The following is a 24,632-nucleotide window of genomic DNA, read 5'->3' on the forward strand; positions in this document are numbered from 1 at the left end:
CACCCGACACCCTGAACCCCGTTGGCGCCAACCCGCCAAACTTCGCACCACGTACGAGTGGGGAGATTCTGTGGGGCGCCTGCATGAATGCAGGCGCCCCACAAAGACAACGGAGCGAGGTGTCACTCGCGGACGTAATACCGCAAAGCGGCATACGCCGTCAGTGCGGCGAATCCGATACCGATCGGTGTGACGATCATCGCAACGGCGGCGATGTCGTCGCCCGTGATGCGCGGCAGCACCTGGTCATTGAAGAGCGAGCCCAGGGCGCGGTTGATGACCAGCGGTTGCGCGATGAACAAACCGCCTACGGCCAGTACCGATCCCACCAAAGCGGCCAGCACCGCTTCCAGCAGGAAGGGCAGCTGGGTGTACCAGCGGGTCGCGCCGACCAGTCGCATGATGCCGACCTCGGTCTTGCGCGCCAATGCCGCCACCTGAACCATGTTCGCGATCAACAGCAGTGCCGCCAGCGCCTGCAGAGCCGCCAAACCGAATGCCGCATTGCGCAATCCGACGAAGAAGCTGACCAGCCGGTCCACGATGTCCATGTCATTGAGCACCGTCATGACGCCGGGCCGCTTGGCGAAATCGTCGTAGATGGACCGGTATTCGGTGACATCGTCGAGCTTCACCCGGAACGAGGCGGGCAGCCCGTCCTTGCTCACCTCGTCGGCGAGCCCGGGCTGATCCTTGAAGGTGGTGTCCCTGACCTCCTTCACCGCGTCCGCGCTGTTGACGAACTGCACACTCTTCACATCCGAGTGCTTCTTCAGATCGCTCATGAGCCCGGCGCAGACCTGCCCGGTGCAGTCCGGATCGGTCTTGGAGACCTGATCGTCCAGGTACAGCCGGATCTCGACGCGCTGGACGTAGTAGTCCTGGATCTTGTCCGCCATCCGCACCGCCAGCAGACCGCCGCCGAGCATGGTCAGCGACACCGCGGTGGTCAGGATCATGGCGATGGTCATGGTGACATTGCGTCGGAGGCCGGTGAAGACCTCGCTGAATAGGAATCCCGCGCGCATTACCGACCCACCCCGTAGACGCCCATCTCGTCGTCGCGCACGATGCGCCCACGATCGAGTTCGACCACGCGTCGGCGCATGGCGTCGACGATGGTGTTGTCGTGGGTGGCCATGACCACCGTGGTTCCGGTGCGGTTGATGCGTTCGAGCAGAGTCATGATGTCCGCACTTGTCTCCGGGTCGAGGTTGCCGGTCGGTTCGTCGGCCAGCAGTACCAGCGGCCGGTTCACGAAGGCGCGTGCGAGCGCCACCCGCTGCTGTTCACCGCCGGAGAGTTCGCCGGGCAGCCGGTCGGCCTTGCCCGCGAGCCCGACCATGTCGAGCGCCTCCGGTACCGAGCGATTGATGAATGCTCGGGATTTGCCGATCACTTCGAGCGCGAACGCGACGTTCTGCTCGACGGTCTTCTGCTGCAGCAGCCGGAAGTCCTGGAAGACACAGCCGATGCGCTGACGCAGATGTGGAACCTTGCGCCCGGGCAGCTTGTCGACCCGGAAGTCGGCGACCCACACCTCACCGGTGGTCGGCTTCTCATCCTTGAGCAGCAGCGACATGAACGTGGACTTTCCGGAGCCCGAGGGCCCGATAACGAAGACGAACTCGCCTTTTCCGATATCGACGGAGACATTGTCCAGCGCCGGCCGCGTCGAGGTCTGATACGACTTGGTGACGTTGCGCAGGGTTATCACGGGGAGCCAGTGTAGCCAGGGCGCGGCCGGGGCTGACTACACCGCGCGGAGGTCACCTCACCGCTGCGGGTGCTCGGAAGTGTTTGGCAGATAGTTGCTGAGCATGGTGTTCACGATCGGAGGGCTGGTCCTGGGCTCGTGTTCTGCGGGCTTGACGAAGATGTACAGGACGAACGTTCCCACCCACACGGCCATCAGGATCGCCGTGGACTTACGTGTTCTCAACGCTGTGGACCTACGTGCTCTCTTAACTAGCTCCGTCACTGAGACCCTCCCGGCGGAGCGCCGCGGCCACCCGCACGCGCAGCTCTCGCCCGACTTCGAACTGTTTGCCCGGCAGCGTCCTTGCCACCATCTTGATGTTCATCTGGTTGACGGTGAGATCTTCGACACCCATCACGCTGGGCTCGTCCAGGAGCAGGGCCTTCAGCTTGCGATCGGCGAAGGCCTTGGCGCCCACGTCGTGCAGGATCTCATTGACCTTGTTGATGTCGGCGGTGGCGGGAACGGGCACGTCGATTGCGGCACGCGCCCAATCCTTCGACAGATTGGTCACTTTCACGATCTGACCGTTCGGGACGATTATCACTTCACCGTCGGCGCTACGCAGAGTCGTGATGCGCAACGTGACGTCCTCGACCGTACCCTCGGCCTCGGTGGAGTTTCCAGTCACTGCGATGCGCACGACATCGCCGAAGCCGTACTGTCTTTCGGTAATCAGGAAGAATCCCGCGAGCAGATCCTGCACGATGCGCTGTGCGCCGAAACCCAGTGCGGCACCGAGCACTGCGGCCGGAGCCACCAGACCGCCCAGCTCGAAACCCAAGCGCCGCAACACTTCCAGCGAGACCAGGAAGTAGACGATCGACAGTACGACCCAGGTTATGACCTGCGCCAACGCATGTCGGTGCTTGGCGGCCTCGGATCGGACCAGCGAATCGCTGCTGCGGAAGCCGGAGTCGATCTTGCGGGTGATGCGGTCGCGCACGAAAGTGGCGCCGCGGCTGATCAGCATTGCCCCGACGACCAGCAGCACGATCTCGAGACCGCTGGATCGTAGCCAGTTCCCGAAATCGGCTCCGGTGCCCGCGGCGAGAATCGAATGCATGCTTACCCCTGGGTGGTCTGCTCCCGCATGCGCCAGCGGATCCCGGATTCGATGAACGCGTCGATATCACCGTCGAGGACGGCGGAGGGGTTGTTGACCTCGTAACCGGTGCGCAGATCCTTGACCATCTGGTACGGGTGCAGGACGTAGGAGCGCATCTGGTTGCCCCAGGACGCGCCCTCGTTGGTCTTGAGCGCGTCCATCTGGGCGCGCTCTTCCTGTCGCTTGCGTTCCAGCAGCTTGGCCTGCAGCACGCGCATGGCCGAAATCTTGTTCTGCAGCTGCGATTTCTCGTTCTGGCAGGTGACGACGATACCGGTCGGAATGTGGGTCAGACGGACCGCGGAGTCGGTGGTGTTGACCGACTGGCCGCCGGGACCCGACGAGCGGTACACGTCGACGCGGACCTCGCCGTCCGGAATCTCGATGTGGTCGGTGGTCTCGACCACGGGCAGCACCTCGACCTCGGCGAATGAGGTCTGGCGGCGGCCCTGGTTGTCGAACGGGCTGATACGGACCAGTCGGTGCGTACCCATTTCGACCGACAGCGTGCCGTAGGCGTAGGGCACCTTCACGGTGAAGGTCGCGGACTTGATGCCCGCCTCCTCCGCGTAGGAGGTGTCGTAGATTTCGACCGGGTACTTGTGGCTCTCGGCCCAGCGCACATACATCCGCATCAGCATCTGCGCCCAGTCCGCGGCGTCCACGCCACCCGCGCCGGAGCGGATATTGACCAGCGCCTCACGCTTGTCGTACTCGCCCGACAGCAGCGTGCGGACCTCCATGGCCTCGACATCGGCGTGCAGGCTGGCGCGCTCGGCGTCGGCGTCGGCGAGAGCGGCGGCCTGGTCGGCGCCCTCCTCGGCCTCGGCCAGCTCGTAGAGCACCGGCAGATCCTCGAGCCGCTGGCGGAGGTCCTTGACCCGCCGCAATTCGGCCTGGGCGTGCGACAACTCGCTGGTCACGCTCTGGGCGTGCTCCTGGTTGTTCCACAGCTCCGGGTCGGCGGCCTGCTGTTCCAGCTCGTCGATGCGGCGAGCCAGCTCGTCGATATCGAGCACCGACTCGATGGTCTTCAGAGTGGTGTCGAGTTCGGCAAGGTCAGCAGAGACGTCAGGATGCACAAGGTTCAAATCTACCGTCCCGCGTCACCGAGCCGAAACTTCGGCGGCCGAGCCACGCTCACCGTTCAGCTCGCGACGGCACGCAGGCCGCCCGGGCGGCGGCCGACCAGGCGGTCCAGGGCGGTGGCGGTGGCCTCGTCGGCGGGGAGGTAGACGATGAGGCATTGGTCGTCGTCGGCGGACAGGTGCAGGGTTTCGTAGGCCAGGCGTAGCGGGCCCGCCTCGGGGTGGGTCAGGCGGCCGACGCCATTGGTGTCGGGGAGGCCGGGGATGGATTCGACGCGGTTGGTGAATTCGGGGCCGATGGTGGCGGCGAGTTCGTCGAGGAGGGCGTTGACGTGGGGGTCGGCGCGGCCGGGGCCCTGTTTGAGGGTGGCGACGACCTTGTCGGCCTTGTGTTCCCAGTCAGGGTAGACCTCGCGGGCACGAGGGTCGGAGAGGACATAGCGGGCGTAGTTGCCGGGGAGGCCGTTGTCGAGCATGCCGATCGGTCCGAAGAGGGAGCGGTAGCCGTCGGTCACGGCCAGGATTTCGGTGAGCCGGTTCATGAGCGCGGCGGGCGCGGGTTCGAGCTGGTCCAGCATGGCGCGCACGGCCGGGCGGACGCGGCGGTTGGGTCCGGAACCGCCGCGGCAGTTGAAGTTCGGATCGCTCGCCTTGGCGAAATTGAGCAGGTGCACGCGCTGCGCGGGGGTCAGCAGCAGGGCGTCGGCCAGCGCGATGAGCACCGGCGCGGACGGATGCCGGTCGCGGCCCTGTTCGAGCCGGGTCAGGTATTCGACGGAAACCCCTGCGAGCATGGCCAATTCGGAGCGGCGCAGGCCGGGGGTGCGGCGGCGCGGCCCGGTCGGCAATCCCACCTCGGCGGGTGTGACCGACTCGCGGCGCAGGCGCAGGAACAGTCCCAGCTCGTTCTCACTCACGAACTCGACGCTAGCAACGCGGGCGCTCCGTAGGGTGTCCCTCTCACTACTACCCTCAGCGTGGTCTCCCTAGGACTTTCGCGGGATCGCAGAGTTGATCTCGAGCGACCGACCGGTCGCAGCGATTCTCGAAGGAGACCCCAATGACCAGCACTCCCCTGCGGCTCGCGGTGATCATCGGCAGCGTCCGGGAGGGACGTTTCGGACCGGTGGTGGCGAACTGGATCGTCGAGCAGGCGCGGCGGCACGGCAGGTTCGAGATCGATCTCGTCGACCTGGCCGACTACGACCTCCCGCATGCCCTGCCCGCGGTGTCACCGCTCATGGAACCGAACCCGGTGCGCCCCGGCAATGGCGAGGAACTGGCCCGGCGGCTCACGGCGGCCGACGCGTTCATCGTCGTGACGCCCGATATCAACCGCAGCTTCCCGTCGTCGCTGAAGACGGTCATCGACTGGCACTTCACCCAGTGGAATCGCAAGACCGTCGGTTTCGTCGGCTACAGCGGCAAGTCCGGCGGCCTGCTCGCCATCGAGGGCCTGCGGTCGGTCTTCAACGAGCTGAACGCCCACACGGTCAGGGAATACGTGTCCTTCCCCCGCTACTTCCTGCTGTTCGACCAGTCCGGCAACCTCATCGACCCGGCCGAGTTCGAGGCCGCCGCCACCCGCCTCCTCGACGAACTCGACTGGTGGGCAACCGCGCTCACCGCCGCTCGCACCGAGGCCGTCCCCGCCTGATTCGTCGAGTGGCACACCGGTGCGGCGAATCCGGACGAATCCCCTCACCGGTGTGCCACTCGAAGTTGGCGACTGAGGACACCCACCGTTAACTGGACTGGACTAACCTGCTGGTTCGTGACCCGATACTCCGCTGACCTGGAACTCGCGCTGCAGCTGGCCGACGCGGCCGACGCCATTACTCGTGAGCGGTTCGGTGCGCTCGACCTCAAGATCGATTCCAAGCCGGACCTGACGCCCGTCTCCGACGCCGACCTGGCTGTCGAACGCAAGGTGCGCGAGATTCTCGGCGCCGAGCGGCCCGGCGATCTGGTGCTCGGCGAGGAGTTCGGCGGCGACGCCGAATTCACCGGCCGCCAGTGGGTCATCGACCCCATCGACGGCACCAAGAACTTCGTGCGCGGCGTCCCGGTCTGGGCCTCGCTCATCTCCCTGCTCGAGGACGGCGTCCCGGTCGTGGGCGTGGTGAGCGCACCCGCCCTGTCCCGCCGCTGGTGGGCCGCCGCCGGATCGGGCGCGTGGAGCAGCTTCGAACGGGGTGAGGCCAAGGCCATCTCGGTCTCGGCCGTCGCCGAACTGGGCGCCTCCAGCCTCGCCATCTCCAGCCTCTCCGGCTGGCGTGCCATCGGCCGCCGGGCCAAGCTCATCGCGTTGACCGACGAGGTCTGGCGGGTGCGCGGCTACGGCGACTTCTTCGGCTACGCGCTGCTGGCTGAGGGCGCGGTCGACATCTGCACCGAACCCGAACTGTCCCTGTGGGACATGGCCGCCCTCGACATCCTCATCCGCGAGGCGGGCGGCACCTTCACCGCCCTCGACGGCCGGCCCGGCCCGCACGGCGGCAGCGCGGTGGCGACCAATGGGCATCTCCAGGACCAGGTGCTGGCGGCGTTGCAGGCCTGAGCCTGAGCCGAGTTGTTTGAGCCTCAGCCGAGTTTCCGCATGGCGGGCCACATCTCGGACCAGGGGTGACGGGGCGTGCGGCAGAGGATGATCGCGCGCCCTTGCTCGTTGTTGTGGATGGCGAGGCCGTTGTCTATGCGGCCCAGGGGTTCTGGGTCGAGGCAGAAGCGGGAGACGGTGTCGGCCCGGATGCCGACGATGATCACCGGGTTGGCGTCGGCGGGTGGGCCCCACCACCAGTAGGCGTTGTGGACGCTGTGCGGGGTCGGCAGGCCGTGGCCGAAGTGTTCGATGGCTCCGGCCTCGCCGTAGTTGCCGGTGAGGATGTCGGCGTCGGGAGCGGAATGGGCACGGGCGTCGGCGATCTGGGCGACGAATTGAGGCCAGCCGACCGTCTCTCCGGATTCCTTGTTGACGGCGAGGATCGGGGACGGGTCGCGGAGGGTCGACATCGGGAGGGTGGGCAGGAAGACCACAGCCGAGAACACCGCGCTCGATGCGATGGCGAAAACCAGTGCGACGCGGCGTATCCGGCTCGTCAACCAGGATTCCGCGCCGACGGCACCGGCGGCGAGCAGTAGCGGGTACATCTCGCCGAGGTAGTAGGCCTTGCCGGTCATGATCAGGTAGGCGAGGAAGAGCGCGGCGTAGGTGATCGCGAAGGCTCGGTAGCGGGAGCGCCAGAGCCGCCACAGGCCGTAGGCCCAGAGCGGGACGAGTAGCACTCCGATCAGGCCGAATTGCAGGACTACGAACTCGATTCGGGAGTTCGAACTGCCCGACGAGCCGCCGGCGATGGCCCGGCTCAGCGCCCATTGGGGCCAGCCGTTGCGGGCTTGCCAGATTACGTAGGGCGCGCTGATCACCGCCGCGATGCCGAGGGCGATCGGAAAGTACCTGGTGGCGAATACCTCTCGCGGTCCGGAAGCCAGTAGCGAGAACGCCAGCACCGCTAGGGGAAGCACGATCAGCGCCTTGTTCTGGACACCAATCCCGGCCACCACACCGATTGCGAGCCAGAGGCGCGGATCGAAATCCCTTCGCAGTAAACGCAGGACGAGCAGCATCAGCACCGACCACACCGCGAGGTCGATACCCGCTGTGCTGAGGGTGTGACCGGCCCCGATCACCACAGCCGCCGAGGCCGTCGCCGCAGCGGCGATCACGCGCGCGACCCGTCCGCCGCCGAGTTCTCGCGCGGCCAGTCCCGCACAGATCACTACAATGGTCGACGCTAGAGTCGCCGGAACTCGCAGCAGCATCACGGAATTCGAATCGATGGCCGACATCGCGCGGGCCAGCAGCGGCACCAGCGGTGGCTGATCGGGATATCCCCAATCCATTCGCCGTCCCGCGGCCAGGAAATAGAGTTCGTCGCGGTGGTAGCCGTAGCGGCCGGAGAGAGCGGTCATCACGGCCGCGAAAAATCCCGCTACCCAGTAGATCTCGCCATTCGAGGCGTCGACCGGCCGCTGTCCCATCACCCGCATGATCGCATCCACGCTGCGGCCGTGCCACCGGTTCTCCGTCGATACCCGGCGCGGGCTGCGGTCCCGCGACCGGGCGCGCCGCTAGGTCAGCGGCGCAATGCCGTCACTCAGCCGAGCGGGACGCAGACCGAGCCGAGGTCGAGGAACGGGCCACCGGGTGCGGCCGAGCCCACGCCGACCGAGCCGAAGCTGACCTCGCCGCCGACGCCGCTGACACAGCCGCCGGCACCCGAGCCGGTGCCGATGCCGGAGCCGGTGATGCCGAGGTCGACCGGCTGCAGTTGGACGGGTTCGGCGCCGGCGGGGGCGGCGAGGAAGAGACCTGCGGCAATCAGGCCCGCGGTTCCGAGCGCGATCTTCATATGTAGAACCTCCATCAGGAGCGAGTTATGCGCCGACACCCTAGCCCAGCTCGCCACCGTCTGAAGCAAGTTTGTTTCACTAGATCCGGGCGGTACCGATCGGTAAGTTCGAACCACCGCGCTGACCTGCCGATTCGACAATCCTGGACGCCACTTCTTACTCTGAAGTAAGATAGTCTTACTCAGGAGTAAGATTGCTGGGCAGGATCACCCACCTCCTCGATAGAAAACTGGTGATTATGAGCACTCGAGACACCGCAACGAAGCGGGATACCTCCGCCGTTGGCCTGAACCCGGTCAAACGCGACTGGATGGGCGCGGCGATGCGGGTCATGACGACCATCACGGGGTCCGAACTCGCCGAGAAGTACAAGCTGCGCAAGCCGATCGAGCGCCTCACCTACGAGGGCACCAAGACCGGTTTCCGCACGCTCGGCGCCGCTACCCGCGCGTTCGAGAAGGTCGCCGGAGGTGGCGCGCCGAAGCGGCTGCCCGCCAACGAGTCTCGTAAGAAGGACTACTTCGACCTCACCCCGACCGACGAGCAGCAGATGATCGTCGAGACGGTGCGCGAGTTCGCGGCCGAGATCCTGCGCCCGGCCGCCTACGACGCCGACAATGCCGCGAAGGCCCCGCGTGATCTGCTCGAGCGCGCCTCCGAGCTGGGCATCACCCTGATCAACGTGCCCGAGGAGTTCGAGGGCGCTGCCTCCGAGCGTGGCGCGGTCACCAATTCCCTTGTGGCCGAGGCGCTGGCGCAGGGCGACATGGGTCTGGCGCTGCCGCTGCTCGCGCCCAGCGGTGTCGCGGTCGCGCTGTCGCAGTGGGGTACCGACGCGCAGCAGAAGACCTACCTCGGCGCGTTCGCCGGTGAGAACGTGCCGCAGGCGTCGGTCGTCATCTCCGAGCCGCAGGCGCTGTTCGATCCGTTCGCGTTGAAGACCAAGGCGACTCGCTCGCCCAGCGGTTTCCGCCTCAACGGCGTGAAGACCCTGGTGCCGGCCGCCGGTGACGCCGAGCTGTTCATCGTGGCCGCCGAGCTGGATGGCCGCCCGACCTTCTTCATCGTCGAGTCCAACACCGAAGGTGTTGTGGTCGAGGCGGATCCGAGCATGGGTATGCGGGCCGCGGGCCTGGGTCGCCTGTTGCTGAACAATGTCGCGGTGCCGACCACCGCGCTGCTGGGTGACTCCGAGGGCGCCGTGCGTGCCGAGGAGTACGCCGACGCGGTGCGTCTGGCCCGTCTGGGCTGGGCCTCGCTGGCCATCGGTACCGGTCAGGCCGTGCTGGACTACGTGATTCCGTATGTGAAGGAGCGCGAGGCGTTCGGTGAGCCGATCGCCCACCGCCAGGCGGTCGCGTTCATGGTCGCGAACATGGCGATCGAGCTGGATGGTCTTCGTCTCGTGACTCTGCGGGGTGCGTCACGCGCGGAGCAGGGGCTGTCCTTCGCCCGCGAGGCCGCGCTGGCCAAGAAGCTGGCCACCGACAAGGGGATGCAGATCGGCCTGGACGGCGTGCAGCTGCTGGGCGGACACGGCTTCACCAAGGAGCACCCGGTCGAGCGCTGGTACCGCGATCTGCGCGGCGTCGGCGTCGCCGAAGGCATCGTCCTCATCTAAGCCCCGACTTCCCAACGGAGACATCCAATGATCAATCTCGAACTCCCCAAGAAGCTGCGGGCCAGTGCCAACCAGGCGCACCAGGTCGCGCAGGAGATCTTCCGCCCCGCGTCCCGCAAGTACGACCTCGCCGAGCACGAGTACCCGGTTGAGCTGGACACCATGGCCGCCATGGTCGAGGGCCTGTCCGACTCCGGCACCGAGCAGATCTCCGGCGCCACCGGCGGCCGCACCGGTGACGAGGACAAGCACGCCACCGAGCTGCTGGGTAACACCAACGGCGGCAACATGTCCGCGCTGATGAACGCGCTCGAGACCTCCTGGGGCGACGTCGGCCTGATGCTGTCGATCCCCTACCAGGGCCTCGGCAACGCCGCCATCGCCGCGGTCGCCACCGACGAGCAGCTCAAGCGCTTCGGCAAGGTGTGGGCCGCCATGGCCATCACCGAGCCGTCCTTCGGCTCCGACTCGGCCGCGGTCACCGCCACCGCCACCCTCGACGGTGACGAGTGGGTCCTCAACGGCACCAAGATCTTCGTGACCGCGGGCTCGCGCGCCACCCACATCGTGGTGTGGGCGTCGGTGGACCGCTCCGCCGGCCGCGCCGCCATCAAGTCCTTCGTCGTCCCCCGGGATGCCAAGGGCCTGACCGTGTCCCGCCTCGAGCACAAGCTCGGCATCAAGGCCTCCGACACCGCGGAAATCCGCTTCGAAGACTGCCGCATCCCCAAGGACAACATCCTCGGCTCCCCGGAAGTCAACGTGGAGAAGGGTTTCGGCGGCGTCATGCAGACGTTCGACAACACCCGCCCGCTGGTCGCCGGCATGGCAGTCGGCGTAGGCCGCGCCGCCCTGGAAGAACTCCGCACCGTCCTCACCGACGCCGGCATCGAGATCTCCTACGACAAGCCCGCCAACAACCAGCACGCCGCCGCAGCGGAATTCCTCCGCCTGGAAGCGGATTGGGAAGCCGCGTACCTGCTCTCGCTGCGCGCCGCCTGGATGGCCGACAACAAGAAGCCCAACTCCCTCGAGGCCTCCATGTCCAAGGCCAAGGCCGGCCGCATGGGCACGGACGTCACCCTGAAGGCCGTCGAACTCGCCGGCGCCACGGGTTACTCCCAGCGCACCCTCCTGGAAAAGTGGGGCCGCGACTCGAAGATCCTCGACATCTTCGAAGGCACCCAGCAGATCCAGCAGCTCATCGTCGCCCGCCGCGTCCTGGGCCTGGGCAGCGACAAGCTGAAGTAAGTTCCGCCACAACGAAAACCGGTGCGAACCCTCCCGGTTCGCACCGGTTTCTTGTTCACGCGGATCATCGCGGTCGCCGGTATGGTGCTTGCGGCGACGGTGGAGATGAGGCGTGATGACGAGGGAAGTGTCGAGCGACGCGGGGTTCGATCGTCGGATCGAACCGTTTCGGGCGGAGCTGTTGGCGTATTGCTATCGGATGCTGGGGTCGGCGCATGACGCTGAGGATCTGGTTCAGGACACGTATTTGAGGGCTTGGCGGGCGCGGGAGCAGTACGACGATACGCGCAGCTCGGTGCGCACCTGGCTCTACCGGATTGCGACCAACGCCTGTCTGACCGCGTTGCAGACTCGTGGTGGCCGGCCGCTGCCGTCGGGACTGGTGGCCGCAGCGGAACCGCTGGGGCCGCTCGTACAGGGCGAGCACGCGGCCTGGCTGCAACCGTTGCCGGATTCGTTGCTGGGCGCCGGTGATCCGGCCGGGACCGTGATCGATCACAGCAGCCTGCGCTTGGCATTCGCGTCTGCCCTGCAGCACCTGTCGGCGCGGCAGCGCGGCGCGCTGATCCTGCGTGAGGTGCTCGGCTTCTCGGCGGCCGAGTCGGCGGAAATCCTCGGCACCACCGTCGTTTCGGTGAACAGCTCCCTGCAGCGGGCGCGTACCCGCCTGAAAGAGATTGGGCTGGAACAGGTCAGTGAGCCGTCCACGGCCGAGCAGCGCGCCTGGATCGAGCGCTACATGAAGGCGTTCACGAATGCCGACATCGAGGGCCTCAAGGCGCTGCTTACCGAGGACGTCATCATGGAGATGCCGCCCATGCTCAACTGGTTCTCCGGCCGCGGCAATTACGGCCTGTTCATGGAATGGGTCTTCGAGGCTGCCGGGAAGGACTGGCGGCTCGAGCCGGTCGCCGCCAACGGCGGCCAACCCGGATTCGCCGCCTACCGGCGCGTCGACGGCCGCTACGAACTGCATACGCTCCAGATCTTCACGGTCACCGCCGAAGGCATCAGCCGGAATTCGGTGTTCCAGGATCCCGAGATTTTCGCGGCTTTCGGCTTGGCGGCCCGTCTCGACGCTTAGCCCCAAGATCTTTTTTCCAGCGGGCGCGATGAGTTCGGATGCCGCCGCCGGTATGTATCCCCGAGATCGCCGGGACACTCCCGGCGAGCCGATCCACAAGGGAGACTCCGATGTCGAACAATCGTGCCGCGGACGAGGCCGCAATCCAGGCCGTGCTGGCGGATTCCTACAAGGCGTGGGAGGCGGGCGACGCCGACGCCATGGTCGCCGACTACACCGCGGACGCCACCGCCATCCTGCCGGGCTCGCTCCGCGACAGCCGTGAGGCGATCCGCCAGAACATGGCACTGGCCTTCGCGGGACCGCTCGCGGGCAGCTCGACCTACAACAAGCAGCTCAGCATCCGCTTCCTCGGCGAGGATGCCGCGATCGTCATCAGCGAATCCGCCATCCTGTTCGCCGGCGAGACCGAAGTCCCCGCCGACGAGCGAAAGGTGAACGCGACCTGGGTCTTCGAGAAGCACGCCGGCCGGTGGCTGATCGCCGCCTACCACAACAGCCCGGTACTGGCGCCCGCCCACTAAGCCCTCGGTAATCACGAATGGGCCTATTCCTACACTGCGACAAGGAATTCGGCGGAAATCTGTCATTCCACCTCGGGTTGCATAGGAATAGGCCCGTCCCGTGATCGCCGTGTCCGATTCCTGCCAGTATCGGGGTGCCGGGGGCGGGAGGGTGGGGGCATGCATCGAGTGATCAATTTGAAGGTTTTGTATTTCGGGACGCCGGTGGTGTTGATCAGCACTCGGAATGAGGATGGAACGGCGAATATCGCGCCTATGTCGTCGGCTTGGTGGTTGGGCGATCGAGGGATGCTCGGGATGAGTACCGCTTCGCAAACGACGCAGAACATGTTGCGGGAGAGGGAATGTGTGCTCAATCTGCCTTCGGCGGAGATGGTGTCGGCGGTGGATCGGCTGGCGTTGTTGAGTGGGTCGCCGGAGATGACGCCACATAAGGTGGAGAAGGGGTATCGGTATGAGCCGGACAAGTTCGGGGCTGCGGGGTTGACACCGGACGCGGCGGAAATCGTTGGGGCGCCGCGGATCGCTGAGTGTCCGATTCAGCTCGAGTGCGAGGTGGTGTCGTCGCGGCCGTTCGATGAGGACGGGCGGATTACCGCGCACACCGTGCGGGTGGTGCGGGCCCATGCCGAGGAGGGGTTGATTGTGCCGGGGACGGCGCATATCGATTCGGTCGGGTGGGATCCGTTGATCATGAAGTTCTGTGAGTTCTTCGGGGGTGGAACCCAGCTTCAGCCGTCTCGGCTGGCCGCGGCCTGGCGGATTCCGCAACCACAGTCCACCCGCTAGAGCTGGGATTATCCGGGATGTGGTTGCTGAAATGTGATCGGCGCGGCTAGGTTTCGGCGGTGCGTGGATTCAGTAGGCGGATGCTATTGGGGGCCAGTGCCATTGCGGTCGGGGGAATGGTGCGGGCGACGGAGGCGCGGGCCGGGGTGCCTGTGGTGGGGCCCGCGTTCGACGCGCAGTACCGGGCGGTGACGAAGCTCGCGGGTGGGCGGTGGCATTGCCTGGTCAGGGATTTGGGGTCGGGGACGCCGGAGACGGTGGTGGAGGAAGACGCGGATTTCGTTATCGAGGGGGCCAGCGTGCAGAAGCTGGCGGTGATGACGGCGGTGATGAGTGAGGTGGACGCCGGACGCATCAGGCTGTCGGATACCACGACGCTCGATGCGGAGATGGTGGCCGAGGGTAGCGGGATCTATTTGAATCAGGGGGCGTTCGGGGATCAGCTCACCGTCGCCAACCTGCTGACCACCATGTTGCAGGTGTCGGACAATACCGCCGTGCGGTTGATGTCGCGGTTCGTGTCGGGGGATCAGATCAACGAGACGTTGGATCGGTTGGGGTTCAAGGAGACCCGGGTGGTGCCGATCGCGGGGGACAGCCGGTTCTATCTGGGGTACACGACGGCCCGGGAGAACAATGAGCTGTTGTATCGGCTGGCTTCGGGGACGCTGTTGTCGAAGCAGTCGACGCAGGATGTGCTGCGGATCATGACCTGGTCGGCGGTGGGGTATACGGACGGGGTGCGGCGGAACATGTCGTCGGAGGAGCGGGCCCGGTTCGCCACCAAGCACGGGGCCTCGGAGGACAAGCGGCACGATACGGGGATCATGTTCGACGCCGATGGCGGGCCGATGGTGGTGTATTCGTTCTTCACCGATCAGGCGCCGGATGCCGACAATTACGGGGCCACGAATCCGATCGTCGAGGCGCATGCGGCGTTGGGGCGGGCGCTGCTCGACACCTATACGCACCTGTCGCCGTTGCAGTCGTTCATCGATCCCAAGAAGATCGCTTCGGGCGGGCACTGAGGCTCTTCCAAAAGCACTGAGACATTCAGCCCGCCAATAGGTTTCGCATGGCGGTGAAGACCTCGGAGGCACCGCCGAGCGACCAACCGCCGTCGACGGGAATGATCGCGCCGTTCACGTACGACGCCTGCGGCGACGCCAGCCACAGGCAGCAGTCCGCGATCTCCTGGGCGGTGCCGTAGCGCCCCATCGGCACGGACTTCACGACCAGCTCGGCCATCTCCGGGGTCGGCGCCAGCCGCGACATCCCCTCGGTGTCCTCGATCGGGCCGGGCACCACGGCATTGACCCGGATCCCGGCGTGCGCCCATTCCAGCGCCGCGACCCGGGTGAGCATGTCCACGCCCGCCTTGGCCGCACACGCGTGGGCCTGCATGTTCATCGGGATGGTGGCCTGGGGCGCGGAGATATTGATGACCGACGCCCCTGGCGTGCGTAGGTGCTCGCGGCCCGCCCGTAGCACGTTGAAGGTGCCCTTCAGATCGATGTCCACCACGGCCGCGAACGCCCGCGCCGACATGGATTCCGTTGCGGCGGGGAAATTTCCGGCCGCACCGGAGATCAGCACATCGAGGCTTCCGAGTTCGCCGCAGACGGCGCTGATGCCCGCCGCGACGGAGTCGTAGTCGCGGACGTCGGCGACGAAGCCGCGGGCCATGACGCCGTGCTCGCCGAGGGAGTCGACCGCGTCGCGGACCTTGTCCGGCGTGCGGGAGAAGACCGCGACACAGGCTCCGGCCCGCGCGAAGGCCTGCGCCACAACGAGATTGATGCCGCTGGTGCCTCCGGCGACGAAAACGGTCCGGCCGGAGAAATCGAAGAGATCGCTCATCTACTGATTTTGCGGCCCCCGAGCCTCAGGCGGCGGCGAAACGGACGGCCAGTTGGGTGCGGCTGGTGCAGGAGGTCTCGGCCAGCACCCGGCTGAGGTGCTTCTTCACGGTATCGACGCCGATGAACAGGCGCTCGGCGATCTGGCGGTTGGTGAGCCCGTGCGCGGCCAGATCGGCGACCTCCCATTCGCGCGGGGTCAGCTGCCACTGCGCGGTGGCGGCCCGACGCTCCCGGTCACGGGCGAGCTGCTCGGTGACCAGCGGCGCGAGATGGCGGCGCAGGGTGTGCAGGACGGCCAGATCGCGTTCGGGCACCCGCAGCGAATCGGCGACGGCCATGCCGACGAACAGGACTCCGGCGGGCCCGCCGTCCACCATCATGACCGCCTTGTCGGCAATCCCGTTGGGCCGCAGGAATTCCGTGAGGAAGCGGGCCCCGCCGGGCGCCTCGCTCAGCCGGATGACACCGCGGCTGCGCAGCAGCTCGGCTACGGGTTCACCGCGCAGCGGGTCCGCATCGATCCAGTGAGCGTTATAGGCCTCGAGGAACTCGGGGGTGTAGCCGCCCTCGATGCCGCACCCCTGGCGAATGGCCTCGGCGAGCGTATCGCCGTGCAGCACCGCGATTCCGGTGAATCCGAACCAGCTCCGCAGCGCCAGCAGCAGCCGCTCCCGAAACTCGGTCAGGTCCGCGGCGCGATCCACGGACTCCAGCACGCCGATGACGCGCCGATGATCCTCGGCGCTGAGCGGATCACCCTCGGGCAGCGGCCGCGGGCGGCGGTTGGGATCGGTGAGGCCTCCAGTCACCCCCATATATTCCACCTCTGGGCCATGCCGGACCACGCCGCGAGCGGGCAGGCTTTAGGACATGACGAACACAGAGAACACCCGCCGCTGGCTGATCACCGGAGCGAACAGCGGCTTCGGAGCCGCCTTCACCAAGGCCGTGCTGGCCGCGGGTGACGAGGTGATCGCGGCCGTGCGGCGGCCCGAGAGCATGGCGGAAGTTGTTGCGGCGCATACGGATCGGGTGCAGGTCGTCAGCCTGGACGTGCGCGACGCGGCCGCGGCCGAGCGGGCGATCAAGGAGGCCGGGCGCGTCGACGTGCTGGTCAACAATGCGGGGTACGGGATTGTGGGGGCGATCGAGGAGACCGCGGAGGCGGATCTGCGGGACGCCATGGAGGTGATGTTCTTCGGGCCGCTGCGGCTGACGCAGTTGGTGCTGCCGCAGATGCGGGAACGTCGCAGTGGCGCGATTGTGCAGCTGACGAGTATGGGCGGGTTCATGTCCTTCGCGGGCGTGGGTGTGTACAGCGCCGCCAAGGGGGCGTTGGAGCTGGCGAGCGAAGCGCTTGCGGCGGAGGTTAATCCGCTGGGGATCCAGGTGCTGATCGTTGAACCCGGTGAGTTCCGAACGGGTTTCGCGAATCCGGCCGCGCTGACCATCGGATCGGCCATCCCGGATTATGCGGACACTGTGGGAGCCATCCGCGACGGTCTGCCCGCCTCCGACCAGCAGCAGACCGGCGATCCGGACAAGGCCGCGGCCGCGGTGCTGGCCGTTGTGGGCCAGCCGAATCCGCCGCTGCGCTTGGCCCTGGGACCGGATGCCGTGGGCGCCATCCGCGGCAAGCTCGCCACCGTCGCCGCCGAGCTCGACGCCACCGCGCACCTGGGCCTGAACACCGGCTTCGACCAGGCCTGAACACCCGAAACACCCCCGAAAACGCAATCGGCCCGCCGAACCCCCTCGGCGGGCCGATCGTCAGCGGTTGCCTACAGCGCGGTGAGCGCCGAGCTTCCGGCGCTCATGGCGGTCACGAGGTTGGCAAGCACAGCGAGCAGTTCCATGGGGAGGGTTCCTCATCATTTCGGGGGTTGGAAACACGCAGCCTGGGCGACCACGATGACGCCCGGGCGACGGTGAGGTTAACAAGGCGAGCATTCCTTTCGAATCAGTACCGTTGCCGTATATGTCCGAAAATGTGTAACTCGGGTCACATACCGCTGTTACGGTGGCGCTACCCCGCTGTCGGGTCCGGGCGGCGGGCGGCTCGGTGACTCGGAGGTGGTCGGCATGACCTCGGTTCTGCATTCGACTCGGCAGCGTGTGGCGCACACGGGCGAGGCACTCAAAGGGCTCAAGCGACTGCGAGAGCTGGGGCTGAGCGATCCGACCGAGCCGGTGGAGACCGTGCGATTGCTCAGGGACGCAAGGGTTTTCGGTCCGCCCGCGACGGCCGTGCGACGCGGGGCCCGCAAGTTCGGGGACCTGCCCGCCCTCGCCGATGAGCGGGGCGAGCTGACCTACCGCCAGCTCGACGACCAATCCAACGCACTGGCACGCGGACTCCAGCGCCAGGGCGTCAAGCCCGGAACCGTCGTGGGCGTGCTGGCGCGCGATCACCGCGGCCTGATCCTCACCATGGCGGCCCTGGGCAAACTCGGCGCACGCCTGGCGCTGATGAACACCGGCTTCGCCAAACCTCAGTTCGCACAGGTCTGCGAGCGCGAGAACGTGCGAGTCGTGCTGCACGACAGCGAATTCCTCGGCCTGCTCGACGCCCTGCCCGAGGACCTGCCCCGGGTGCTGACCTGGGTCGACGAGGGCACCGAGATCCCCTCGGGCGCAAAGACTCTCGACGAGCTCATCGAATCCAACGCACCCACACCGCTGCCCGCGCCCAAGAAGCCGGGCGGCTTCATCATCCTCACCTCCGGCACCACCGGCCTGCCCAAGGGCGCGCCGCGCGAGCGCACCGGACCGCTGTCGACCGTGCAGATGGTGGACCGCATCGACTTTCCGCAGCGGGGCACGATGGTCATCGTCTCCCCCATCTTCCATTCCACCGGCTTCGCGACCTGGCTGGCGGGCTGCGCGTTCGGCAACAAGGTGGTGATGGCGCGCCGCTTCGACGCCGAGCGCACGCTGCGCCTGATCGCGGAGCACCGGGCCGACATGCTGGTGGCGGTGCCGACCATGCTGCATCGAATAGTGGAGCTGGACAAGGAGATTCGGCAGCGCTACGACACTTCCTCGCTGAAAGGCATCGTGCTCGCCGGTTCGGCGCTGTCCCCGGAGCTGTCGGTGCGCACGGCCGAGGTGTTCGGCCCCGTCCTCTACAACCTGTACGGCTCCACCGAATGCGCGATCGCCTCGGTCGCCCGCCCCGAGGACCTGACCGTCGCGCCGGGCACGGCCGGACGTGCCCCACTTACCTGCGAGGTGGCGCTCTTCGACGACGACGGCCGGCGCATCCTCGCCAAGAACGTGACCGGCCGCGTCTTCATCCGTTCCGGTTCGCCGTTCAAGGGCTACACCGACGGCCGCAAGAAGGAGATCATCGACGGCTACATGTCCAGCGGCGATGTCGGCCACTTCGACGATCGCGGATTGCTGTTCATCGACGGCCGCGATGACGACATGATCGTCTCCGGCGGCGAGAACGTCTTCCCGCAGGAGGTCGAGAACCTGCTGCTGGAACGCAAGGACGTCTTCGACGCCGCGGTGGTCGGCGTGGACGATGTCGAATTCGGCAAACGGCTGCGCGCGTTCGTCGTGCCCGAGCCGGGCGCGGAGCTCACCGCGGACGAGATCAAGGCCTACGTGAAGGCCAACCTGGCGCGCTACAAGGTGCCGCGCGACGTCTTCTTCCTCGACGACCTCCCCCGCAACGCGACCGGCAAACTGCTGCGCCGCGTGCTCGTCGAGTACGAGCCTCCATCCGCATAGCGCCGAACCACCCCGTCATTCCGGCATGTTTTTGGCCGGAATCCACTCATGGATCCCGGCCAAAAACATGCCGGGATGACGGGGGAATGCTTCCCGCGACTCGAGGGCAATCGTGTCGCCCCCGCCACGACCTGCGCGCTTTATTCGTTACCGCTAGTAACGGAGACCTCGGCCACACCTGGGCTGTCGGTGCTTGCTAGGGTTAGCACCGCACTGGATCTCGAGGTTGCGGTCCGACCGGCCGACTCGTCCGGCAGGGGGATCGCGGAAGGTTGTACCCATGTCACTTGCCCTTTCGTCGGCTGGCACGGTTCTACGCAAGGCGGGTGATGCCGCCCTCAGTGTCAATGCCATGGTTCGCGGGGGTTTGTTCAATCCGCTGCGCCCGGACATCGCGGCTCGGTCCGCGATCAGCATGCTGAAGTTCGGTCCCTTCGCGGGTGCGGTGGTGCACGGCGCCAATACCAATCCGAAAAGCGCGGCCATCGTCGATGAGGGCGGTGAGCTGACCTTCGAGCAGCTCGATCAGCTGTCGAACGCCTTCGCGCGCGGGCTCGCGGCGCAGGGCCTGGGCCCCGGCGATGTGGTCGGCGTGCTCTGCCGCGACCACCGCGGCATGGTGCTGAGCCTGGCCGCCGCCGGCAAGCTGGGCGTGCGCGCGGTGCTCATGAACACCGGCTTCGCCAAGCCGCAGTTCACCGATGTGGCCGCGCGCGAACAGGTTCGCGCGGTGCTGCACGACAGCGAGTTCTTCGACCTCATGTCCGCCATCCCGGCCGACATCCCCCGCATCCTGACCTGGGTCGACGCCAAGGACGACGCGGACCCGTCGATCCCGACCATCGAGTCGATCTCGGCCGGGCAGTCCACCGACGCCCTCACTCCGCCGGAGAAGCCGGGCGGCATGGTCATCCTGACCTCCGGCACCACCGGCACCCCGAAGGGCGCGCCGCGCGACAAGGTCTCGCCGTTCATTACCGCCCAGTTCCTGGATCGAATCCCGTTGCCGCGCAACAGCACCGTGGTGATGGCCGCGCCGATCTTCCACGCCACCGGCCTGTCGCAGTTCACGCTGTCGCTGGCGCTGGGCAACCGGGTCGTGTTCCAGCAGCGCCGCTTCGATCCCGAGGGCACGCTGGCCAATATCCAGAAGTTCCGCGCGCAGGGTCTGACCGTCGTGCCGACCATGCTGCAGCGCATCCTGGATCTGCCGGAGGAGACCCTCGCCAAGTACCAGCCGTCGGAGACCCTCAAGGTCATCTTCGCCGCCGGTTCGGCGATCCCGCCGGACGTCGTCACCCGCACCCTCGACTACTTCGGTGACTCGCTCTACAACGTGTACGGCTCCACCGAGTGCGCGGTCATGACCGTGGCCCAGCCCGCCGAGCTGCGCAAGGCCCCGACCACCGCGGGCAAGCCGCCGGTCGGCATCCGCATCGCGCTCTACGACGAGAACCGCAACCGCATCACCGCCCCGAACGTGACCGGCACGATCTTCATCGAGAACGGGCACTCGTTCAAGCAGTACACCGACGGGCGCACCAAGGAGTACGTGGACGGGCTCATGTCCTCCGGAGACGTCGGTCACTTCGACACCGACGGGCTGCTGTTCATCGACGGCCGCGACGACGACATGATCGTCTCCGGCGGCGAGAACGTCTTCCCGCAGGAGGTCGAGAACCTGCTGTCCAACCGTCCCGACATCCTCGAGGCGGCCGTGGTCGGCGTGGACGACCGCGACTTCGGAAAGCGGCTGCGCGCCATCGTGGTTCCGGGGCCGGACTCCAAGCGGGACGTGCAGGAGATCAAGGACTATGTGAAGGAGAACCTGGCGCGCTACAAGGTGCCGCGCGAGGTCATCTTCCTCGACGAGCTGCCGCGCAACGCGACCGGGAAGTTGCTGCGCAAGCCGCTGATCGAGATGGAAGTCACGGAGAACTAGCCAACGTCATTCCGGCGTGCTTTTGGCCGGAATCCACGGCGGTAGTGGAGATCCCGGCCAAAAGCACGCCGGGATGACGGGGATTGTCACCCCATGGCTATTATTCACCGCGTGAAGACCCGATCCGGCCGCTCCAGAGCGCATTCCCGCAGTGATGCTGCGGTTTTGCGTGGTGGGGCGGCCGGTTCGGTTTCCGGGGCGCTCGCGGTGGCCGCGCACGGCTTCGTCTCGGGGGCCGCGCCCCTGGAAACGGGACCGTTGACGCTGCTGGTCGCCGCCTCGGCCGCGGTCGGCGCGACGGTCGCCAGCGTGAACGCGCTGCGCAGCACCGCGCTCGGCCTGGTGGTCGCGCTCATCGGCGGGCAGATGCTGGGTCACTTCAGCATGATGTGGGGCTCGCCGGGACACAGCTCGCACATGCACCATCACGCCTCGATGTGGAGCCCGGCCATGCTGGGCGCGCACATCGTGGGCGCCTGCGTGGCGGCCGTCGTCATTCTGGGCGCGGAGGCGGCCTATCGGATCGGCACCACCGTGCTGGCCTGGGCGCTGCCGCTGCCGATTTCACTGCCGGTGCTGTCCGGGCCGCCGCGGCTGCCCATCGCGCACCGGGATCTGGTCGTGCTGCGCATCTTCGCGGCCGACGTCTTCCGCACGCGGGGACCACCCGCGCTCGTTCGAGGCTGATTCCCCTATTTCACCCGGGCACACGGACTTTCGCGTCCGTGTGAACTGCGCTGTACGCCCGCGACCGTCGCGGCGGTGTCATGCGCGTCCCGGCATTCCATGACCGCAGTGCGCACCGGTGGCAGTCGGATGCGTGCCATGAGGGGGTCATGGCACGCCCGGACCACGCACCGCGTCGACACATCGTTCCCCTGTACCTGCCGTCCCCGGGTGTTCCCTCGAACCCGAAAGACCCTCTGGTGACAATCACTGAGAGCGGTGTCGATCAGGCACCGCCGTCCTCCCCTACCCAGACGACGGAACCGCCGTCGCCCGGGAAAACTCCGAAACGAAGCATCGGCAACGCCTTCCAGGCGCTGATGCTGCGACTGCACTTCTACGCCGGCGTCTTCGTCGCACCGTTCATCCTGATCGCGGCCGTGACCGGTGCGCTGTACGCGATCTCGCCGACGCTGGAGAACATCACCTCCAGCGGTCTGCTGCACACCGATTCGACCGGTCCGGCCAAGCCGCTGAACGAACAGATCGCCGCGGCACAGACGGTCGAGCCGAAGCTGGCGCTGGTGGCGGTGGCCCCCGGACAGAACACCGGCGACACCACCCGGGTGATCTTCAGCGAACCGTCGCTGGGCGCATCCGAGCGGCGCGCGGTGTTCGTCGACCCGGTGACCGCGCAGCCGGTGGGCGACAGTGTCGTCTACGGCAGCTCGGGCGCGCTGCCCATGCGCACCTGGATCGACAAGCTGCACAAGGATCTGCACCTGGGCGATGTCGGCCGCTACTACAGCGAGATCGCGGCCTCCTGGATGTGGCTGGTGGCGCTGGCCGGGCTGGTGCTCTGGTACCGCCGGGTGCGGGCGCGACGCGAGAAGCGTTCGGCCGCTTGGCTGGTGCGCCCGGATCGGTCGCGGCCGCGGGCGCGCACGCTGAATTGGCATGCGGTGGTGGGCGTCTGGATCCTGCCGGTGATCCTGCTGCTGTCGGTGACCGGCATGACCTGGTCGAAGTACGCGGGCGAGAACGTCACGCAGCTGCGCAAGACCATGAGCTGGACCACGCCCGCGGTGAGCGCGAAGCTGCCGGGGACGGGTGGTCCGGCCATGTCCGCGGGCGGTGAACACGATCACCACGGTGGCGGTGCGGCCGCGCCGATGCCCGCGGCCGACAAGGCCCGGCTCGTCGACACCGTCTACGGCGTCGCGCGGGCCAATGGACTGACCGGTCCGATCGAGATCAGCATCCCGGCCAAGGACGGCATGGCTTTCGTGGCACAGGAGCTGCGCCGCCCCGGCCAGTACACCCGCGATGCCATCGCGGTGGACGGCGCGACCGGCAATGTCACCGACAAGCTGCCCTACGCCGACTGGCCGCTGATGGCCAAGCTCACCAACTGGGGCATCCAGTTCCACATGGGTCTGATGTTCGGCCTGGCCAATCAGCTGTTGCTGCTGGCCGTCATGGTCGGGCTCGGCACCGTGATCGTGCGCGGCTACCTCATGTGGTGGCGGCGCCGCCCGACCAAGGAGTCCAGGCTCTCGGTCGGCAAGGCGCCGCGCCGGGCCATCGCGCAGACTCCGCTGATCCTGCTCGTGCCGCTGGCCGCGGCCGGGATCGTGATCGGCTGGTTCGCGCCGATGATCGGCATTCCGCTGCTGGCGTTCCTGGTGATCGACGTGCTGGTGGGTGTGGGAGCCCGCCTGCGCAAGACCGCCTGATCCAGTTCTGATCCACCTCTGATTTAGAAACCGCTGAGCGACACGGCCTCCGGGCCGTGCCGCCGGACGGTCACATCTTCACACGGCTCACGCACATACAAGAGCCGTGTCCATTCGTGCGGACCCTGACCCGCACCGACGAAAAGAATCCTGATGAAGCTCAACAAGTTCGCCGTGTCCGCCGCCCTCGTCACGACCGCGCTCGGGGTGACCGCCGGAACCGTGAACGCCGCACCCGCCACCACCGACGCGGGTGTCGTCAACTACACCGCCGATGCCGGCGAGCGGGGCCTGGTCATCCGCACCGACGCCGGGTCGCTGGTGGTGGACAACGGTGTGCTGAAGATCAAGGCAGCCGACGGCACCACCGTCGCGGGCACCGAATTGTCCTTCCGCGTAGACGATTACGTCTTCCCGATCGCCGCCGACATCCACGACCGCGTCGCCACCCTCACGCCCCAGTTCGACGCCGCGCACGCGGTCTACAAGCCGGTCGCCCTCCCCTTCGAGAACAGCGCGCCCTGGAAGACGGACTACGAGCGTGAGCAAGCCGCCTGGAGCCGCATGACCAGCACCCTCTCCATGGGCGCCACCATCGGCACCCTCGCCGGTGGCCTCGGCGGCGCGGCCCTCGGCTGCCTGCTCGGCGCAGTCGGCGCCGCAGGCCTCGTCACCCTCGGCTCCGCCGGCGTCCTCGCCGCCATGTTCGTCCCCCTGCTCGGCGCCGCCGGCACCGGCTGCCTGATCGGCGCTGCCGCCGTCGGCTTCCTCGGCACCATCGCCGGCCAACTGTTCGTCACCGCCCCGGTCGCGATTGCCGCCGCCGTCCAGTACTTCACGACGATCAACCAGCCCTCGATCAACGTGGCGAAGTAGCCCAAAGCGCGGCGCCGTCGACCGATCGACCATCCACGATCGGTCGACGGTACCGCGATCGCGGCTGACCGATCCGTCGATAGGATCCGTCTGCCGCTGCGCACGGCCTCCGCACGTGTCATGCTGACTAGCGACAATCGAACCAGCACCTTCGACTGTATCCACGAAATACCTT

24 protein-coding genes are annotated in these 24,632 nt (G+C 67.0%); 14 read left to right on the plus strand and 10 right to left on the minus strand.

Features of this window, described 5'->3' with window-relative positions:
- Positions 1-122: 122 nt before the first annotated feature.
- From ftsX to ON43_RS25745, 6 genes are all read right to left on the minus strand, one after another.
- Entirely contained in the window at positions 123-1,028 is a 906-nt protein-coding gene (gene ftsX, locus ON43_RS25725; RefSeq protein ID WP_040811509.1) for a permease-like cell division protein FtsX, read from the minus strand.
- On the minus strand, positions 1,028-1,717 hold the full coding sequence (gene ftsE / locus ON43_RS25730) for a cell division ATP-binding protein FtsE (RefSeq protein ID WP_040811510.1): 690 nt from the start codon (positions 1,715-1,717) through the stop codon (positions 1,028-1,030). The genes ftsX and ftsE overlap by 1 nt, the downstream gene beginning before the upstream one ends.
- 57 nt (positions 1,718-1,774) lie before the next feature.
- Positions 1,775-1,981, minus strand: coding sequence for an Rv3103c transmembrane domain-containing protein (locus tag ON43_RS47385; protein WP_505779053.1), 207 nt, complete (start codon positions 1,979-1,981; stop codon positions 1,775-1,777).
- A complete protein-coding gene (locus ON43_RS25735; RefSeq protein ID WP_040811512.1) occupies positions 1,965-2,825 on the minus strand; it encodes a mechanosensitive ion channel family protein in 861 nt (286 codons plus the stop codon). The genes ON43_RS47385 and ON43_RS25735 overlap by 17 nt, the downstream gene beginning before the upstream one ends.
- 2 nt (positions 2,826-2,827) lie before the next feature.
- Positions 2,828-3,949 carry a peptide chain release factor 2 gene (gene prfB / locus ON43_RS25740; RefSeq protein WP_040811513.1) on the minus strand — a complete coding sequence of 374 codons (1,122 nt, stop codon included), beginning with the start codon at positions 3,947-3,949 and terminating at the stop codon, positions 2,828-2,830.
- A 65-nt stretch (positions 3,950-4,014) separates the two neighbouring features.
- Entirely contained in the window at positions 4,015-4,872 is an 858-nt protein-coding gene (locus tag ON43_RS25745; RefSeq protein WP_040811514.1) for a helix-turn-helix domain-containing protein, read from the minus strand.
- A gap of 143 nt (positions 4,873-5,015) precedes the next feature.
- On the opposite strand from ON43_RS25745, the gene ON43_RS25750 reads away from it, so the two are divergent.
- Positions 5,016-5,612: an NADPH-dependent FMN reductase gene (locus ON43_RS25750; protein WP_040811515.1), complete on the plus strand. Its 597-nt coding sequence runs from the start codon at positions 5,016-5,018 to the stop codon at positions 5,610-5,612.
- A gap of 117 nt (positions 5,613-5,729) precedes the next feature.
- Entirely contained in the window at positions 5,730-6,515 is a 786-nt protein-coding gene (gene hisN, locus ON43_RS25755) for a histidinol-phosphatase (RefSeq protein WP_040811516.1), read from the plus strand.
- Positions 6,516-6,538: 23 nt separating this feature from the next.
- Here the strand turns inward: hisN and ON43_RS25760 are convergent, their stop codons facing one another.
- A complete protein-coding gene (locus ON43_RS25760; protein WP_040811653.1) occupies positions 6,539-8,005 on the minus strand; it encodes an ArnT family glycosyltransferase in 1,467 nt (488 codons plus the stop codon).
- 107 nt (positions 8,006-8,112) lie between these two features.
- Positions 8,113-8,367 carry a hypothetical protein gene (locus tag ON43_RS25765; protein WP_040811518.1) on the minus strand — a complete coding sequence of 85 codons (255 nt, stop codon included), beginning with the start codon at positions 8,365-8,367 and terminating at the stop codon, positions 8,113-8,115.
- Positions 8,368-8,600: 233 nt separating this feature from the next.
- On the opposite strand from ON43_RS25765, the gene ON43_RS25770 reads away from it, so the two are divergent.
- The 6 genes from ON43_RS25770 (at position 8,601) to ON43_RS25795 (ending at position 14,665) form a co-directional block, all read left to right on the plus strand.
- Positions 8,601-9,989, plus strand: coding sequence for an acyl-CoA dehydrogenase family protein (locus ON43_RS25770; RefSeq protein ID WP_373283485.1), 1,389 nt, complete (start codon positions 8,601-8,603; stop codon positions 9,987-9,989).
- Positions 9,990-10,016: 27 nt separating this feature from the next.
- Positions 10,017-11,240: an acyl-CoA dehydrogenase family protein gene (locus ON43_RS25775; RefSeq protein ID WP_040811522.1), complete on the plus strand. Its 1,224-nt coding sequence runs from the start codon at positions 10,017-10,019 to the stop codon at positions 11,238-11,240.
- A gap of 115 nt (positions 11,241-11,355) precedes the next feature.
- Positions 11,356-12,324: a sigma-70 family RNA polymerase sigma factor gene (locus tag ON43_RS25780; RefSeq protein ID WP_040811523.1), complete on the plus strand. Its 969-nt coding sequence runs from the start codon at positions 11,356-11,358 to the stop codon at positions 12,322-12,324.
- Positions 12,325-12,434: 110 nt separating this feature from the next.
- The gene (locus tag ON43_RS25785) at positions 12,435-12,848 is read left to right on the plus strand and encodes an SgcJ/EcaC family oxidoreductase (protein ID WP_040811524.1); all 414 of its coding nucleotides are present in this window, start codon (positions 12,435-12,437) and stop codon (positions 12,846-12,848) included.
- A gap of 159 nt (positions 12,849-13,007) precedes the next feature.
- The gene (locus ON43_RS25790; protein ID WP_040811526.1) at positions 13,008-13,637 is read left to right on the plus strand and encodes a flavin reductase family protein; all 630 of its coding nucleotides are present in this window, start codon (positions 13,008-13,010) and stop codon (positions 13,635-13,637) included.
- A gap of 116 nt (positions 13,638-13,753) precedes the next feature.
- Positions 13,754-14,665, plus strand: coding sequence for a serine hydrolase (locus tag ON43_RS25795; protein ID WP_083913732.1), 912 nt, complete (start codon positions 13,754-13,756; stop codon positions 14,663-14,665).
- 25 nt (positions 14,666-14,690) lie between these two features.
- Here ON43_RS25795 and ON43_RS25800 read toward each other — a convergent pair whose 3' ends face one another.
- Together ON43_RS25800 and ON43_RS25805 are read right to left on the minus strand one after the other, a co-directional pair.
- Positions 14,691-15,497, minus strand: a complete 807-nt coding sequence (locus ON43_RS25800) for an SDR family oxidoreductase (protein ID WP_040811527.1) — start codon at positions 15,495-15,497, stop codon at positions 14,691-14,693.
- 25 nt (positions 15,498-15,522) lie between these two features.
- Positions 15,523-16,314: a helix-turn-helix transcriptional regulator gene (locus ON43_RS25805; protein ID WP_245568744.1), complete on the minus strand. Its 792-nt coding sequence runs from the start codon at positions 16,312-16,314 to the stop codon at positions 15,523-15,525.
- A 55-nt stretch (positions 16,315-16,369) separates the two neighbouring features.
- On the opposite strand from ON43_RS25805, the gene ON43_RS25810 reads away from it, so the two are divergent.
- From ON43_RS25810 to ON43_RS25835, 6 genes are all read left to right on the plus strand, one after another.
- Positions 16,370-17,209, plus strand: coding sequence for an SDR family NAD(P)-dependent oxidoreductase (locus ON43_RS25810; protein ID WP_040811529.1), 840 nt, complete (start codon positions 16,370-16,372; stop codon positions 17,207-17,209).
- A 372-nt stretch (positions 17,210-17,581) separates the two neighbouring features.
- Complete coding sequence (locus ON43_RS25815; protein WP_040811658.1) at positions 17,582-19,237, plus strand: acyl-CoA synthetase; 1,656 nt, start codon at positions 17,582-17,584, stop codon at positions 19,235-19,237.
- A gap of 280 nt (positions 19,238-19,517) precedes the next feature.
- Positions 19,518-21,179 carry an acyl-CoA synthetase gene (locus tag ON43_RS25820; RefSeq protein ID WP_040811530.1) on the plus strand — a complete coding sequence of 554 codons (1,662 nt, stop codon included), beginning with the start codon at positions 19,518-19,520 and terminating at the stop codon, positions 21,177-21,179.
- Positions 21,180-21,290: 111 nt separating this feature from the next.
- The gene (locus ON43_RS25825; protein ID WP_245568745.1) at positions 21,291-21,866 is read left to right on the plus strand and encodes a hypothetical protein; all 576 of its coding nucleotides are present in this window, start codon (positions 21,291-21,293) and stop codon (positions 21,864-21,866) included.
- Between the two features lie 239 nt (positions 21,867-22,105).
- Complete coding sequence (locus ON43_RS25830; protein WP_306304981.1) at positions 22,106-23,581, plus strand: PepSY-associated TM helix domain-containing protein; 1,476 nt, start codon at positions 22,106-22,108, stop codon at positions 23,579-23,581.
- Positions 23,582-23,734: 153 nt separating this feature from the next.
- Positions 23,735-24,457, plus strand: a complete 723-nt coding sequence (locus ON43_RS25835) for a DUF8020 domain-containing protein (RefSeq protein ID WP_040811531.1) — start codon at positions 23,735-23,737, stop codon at positions 24,455-24,457.
- The last annotated feature ends 175 nt before the right edge of the window (positions 24,458-24,632 follow it).

The organism is Nocardia concava NBRC 100430 (assembly GCF_000308815.1).
Classification (GTDB): Bacteria; Actinomycetota; Actinomycetes; order Mycobacteriales; family Mycobacteriaceae; genus Nocardia; species Nocardia concava.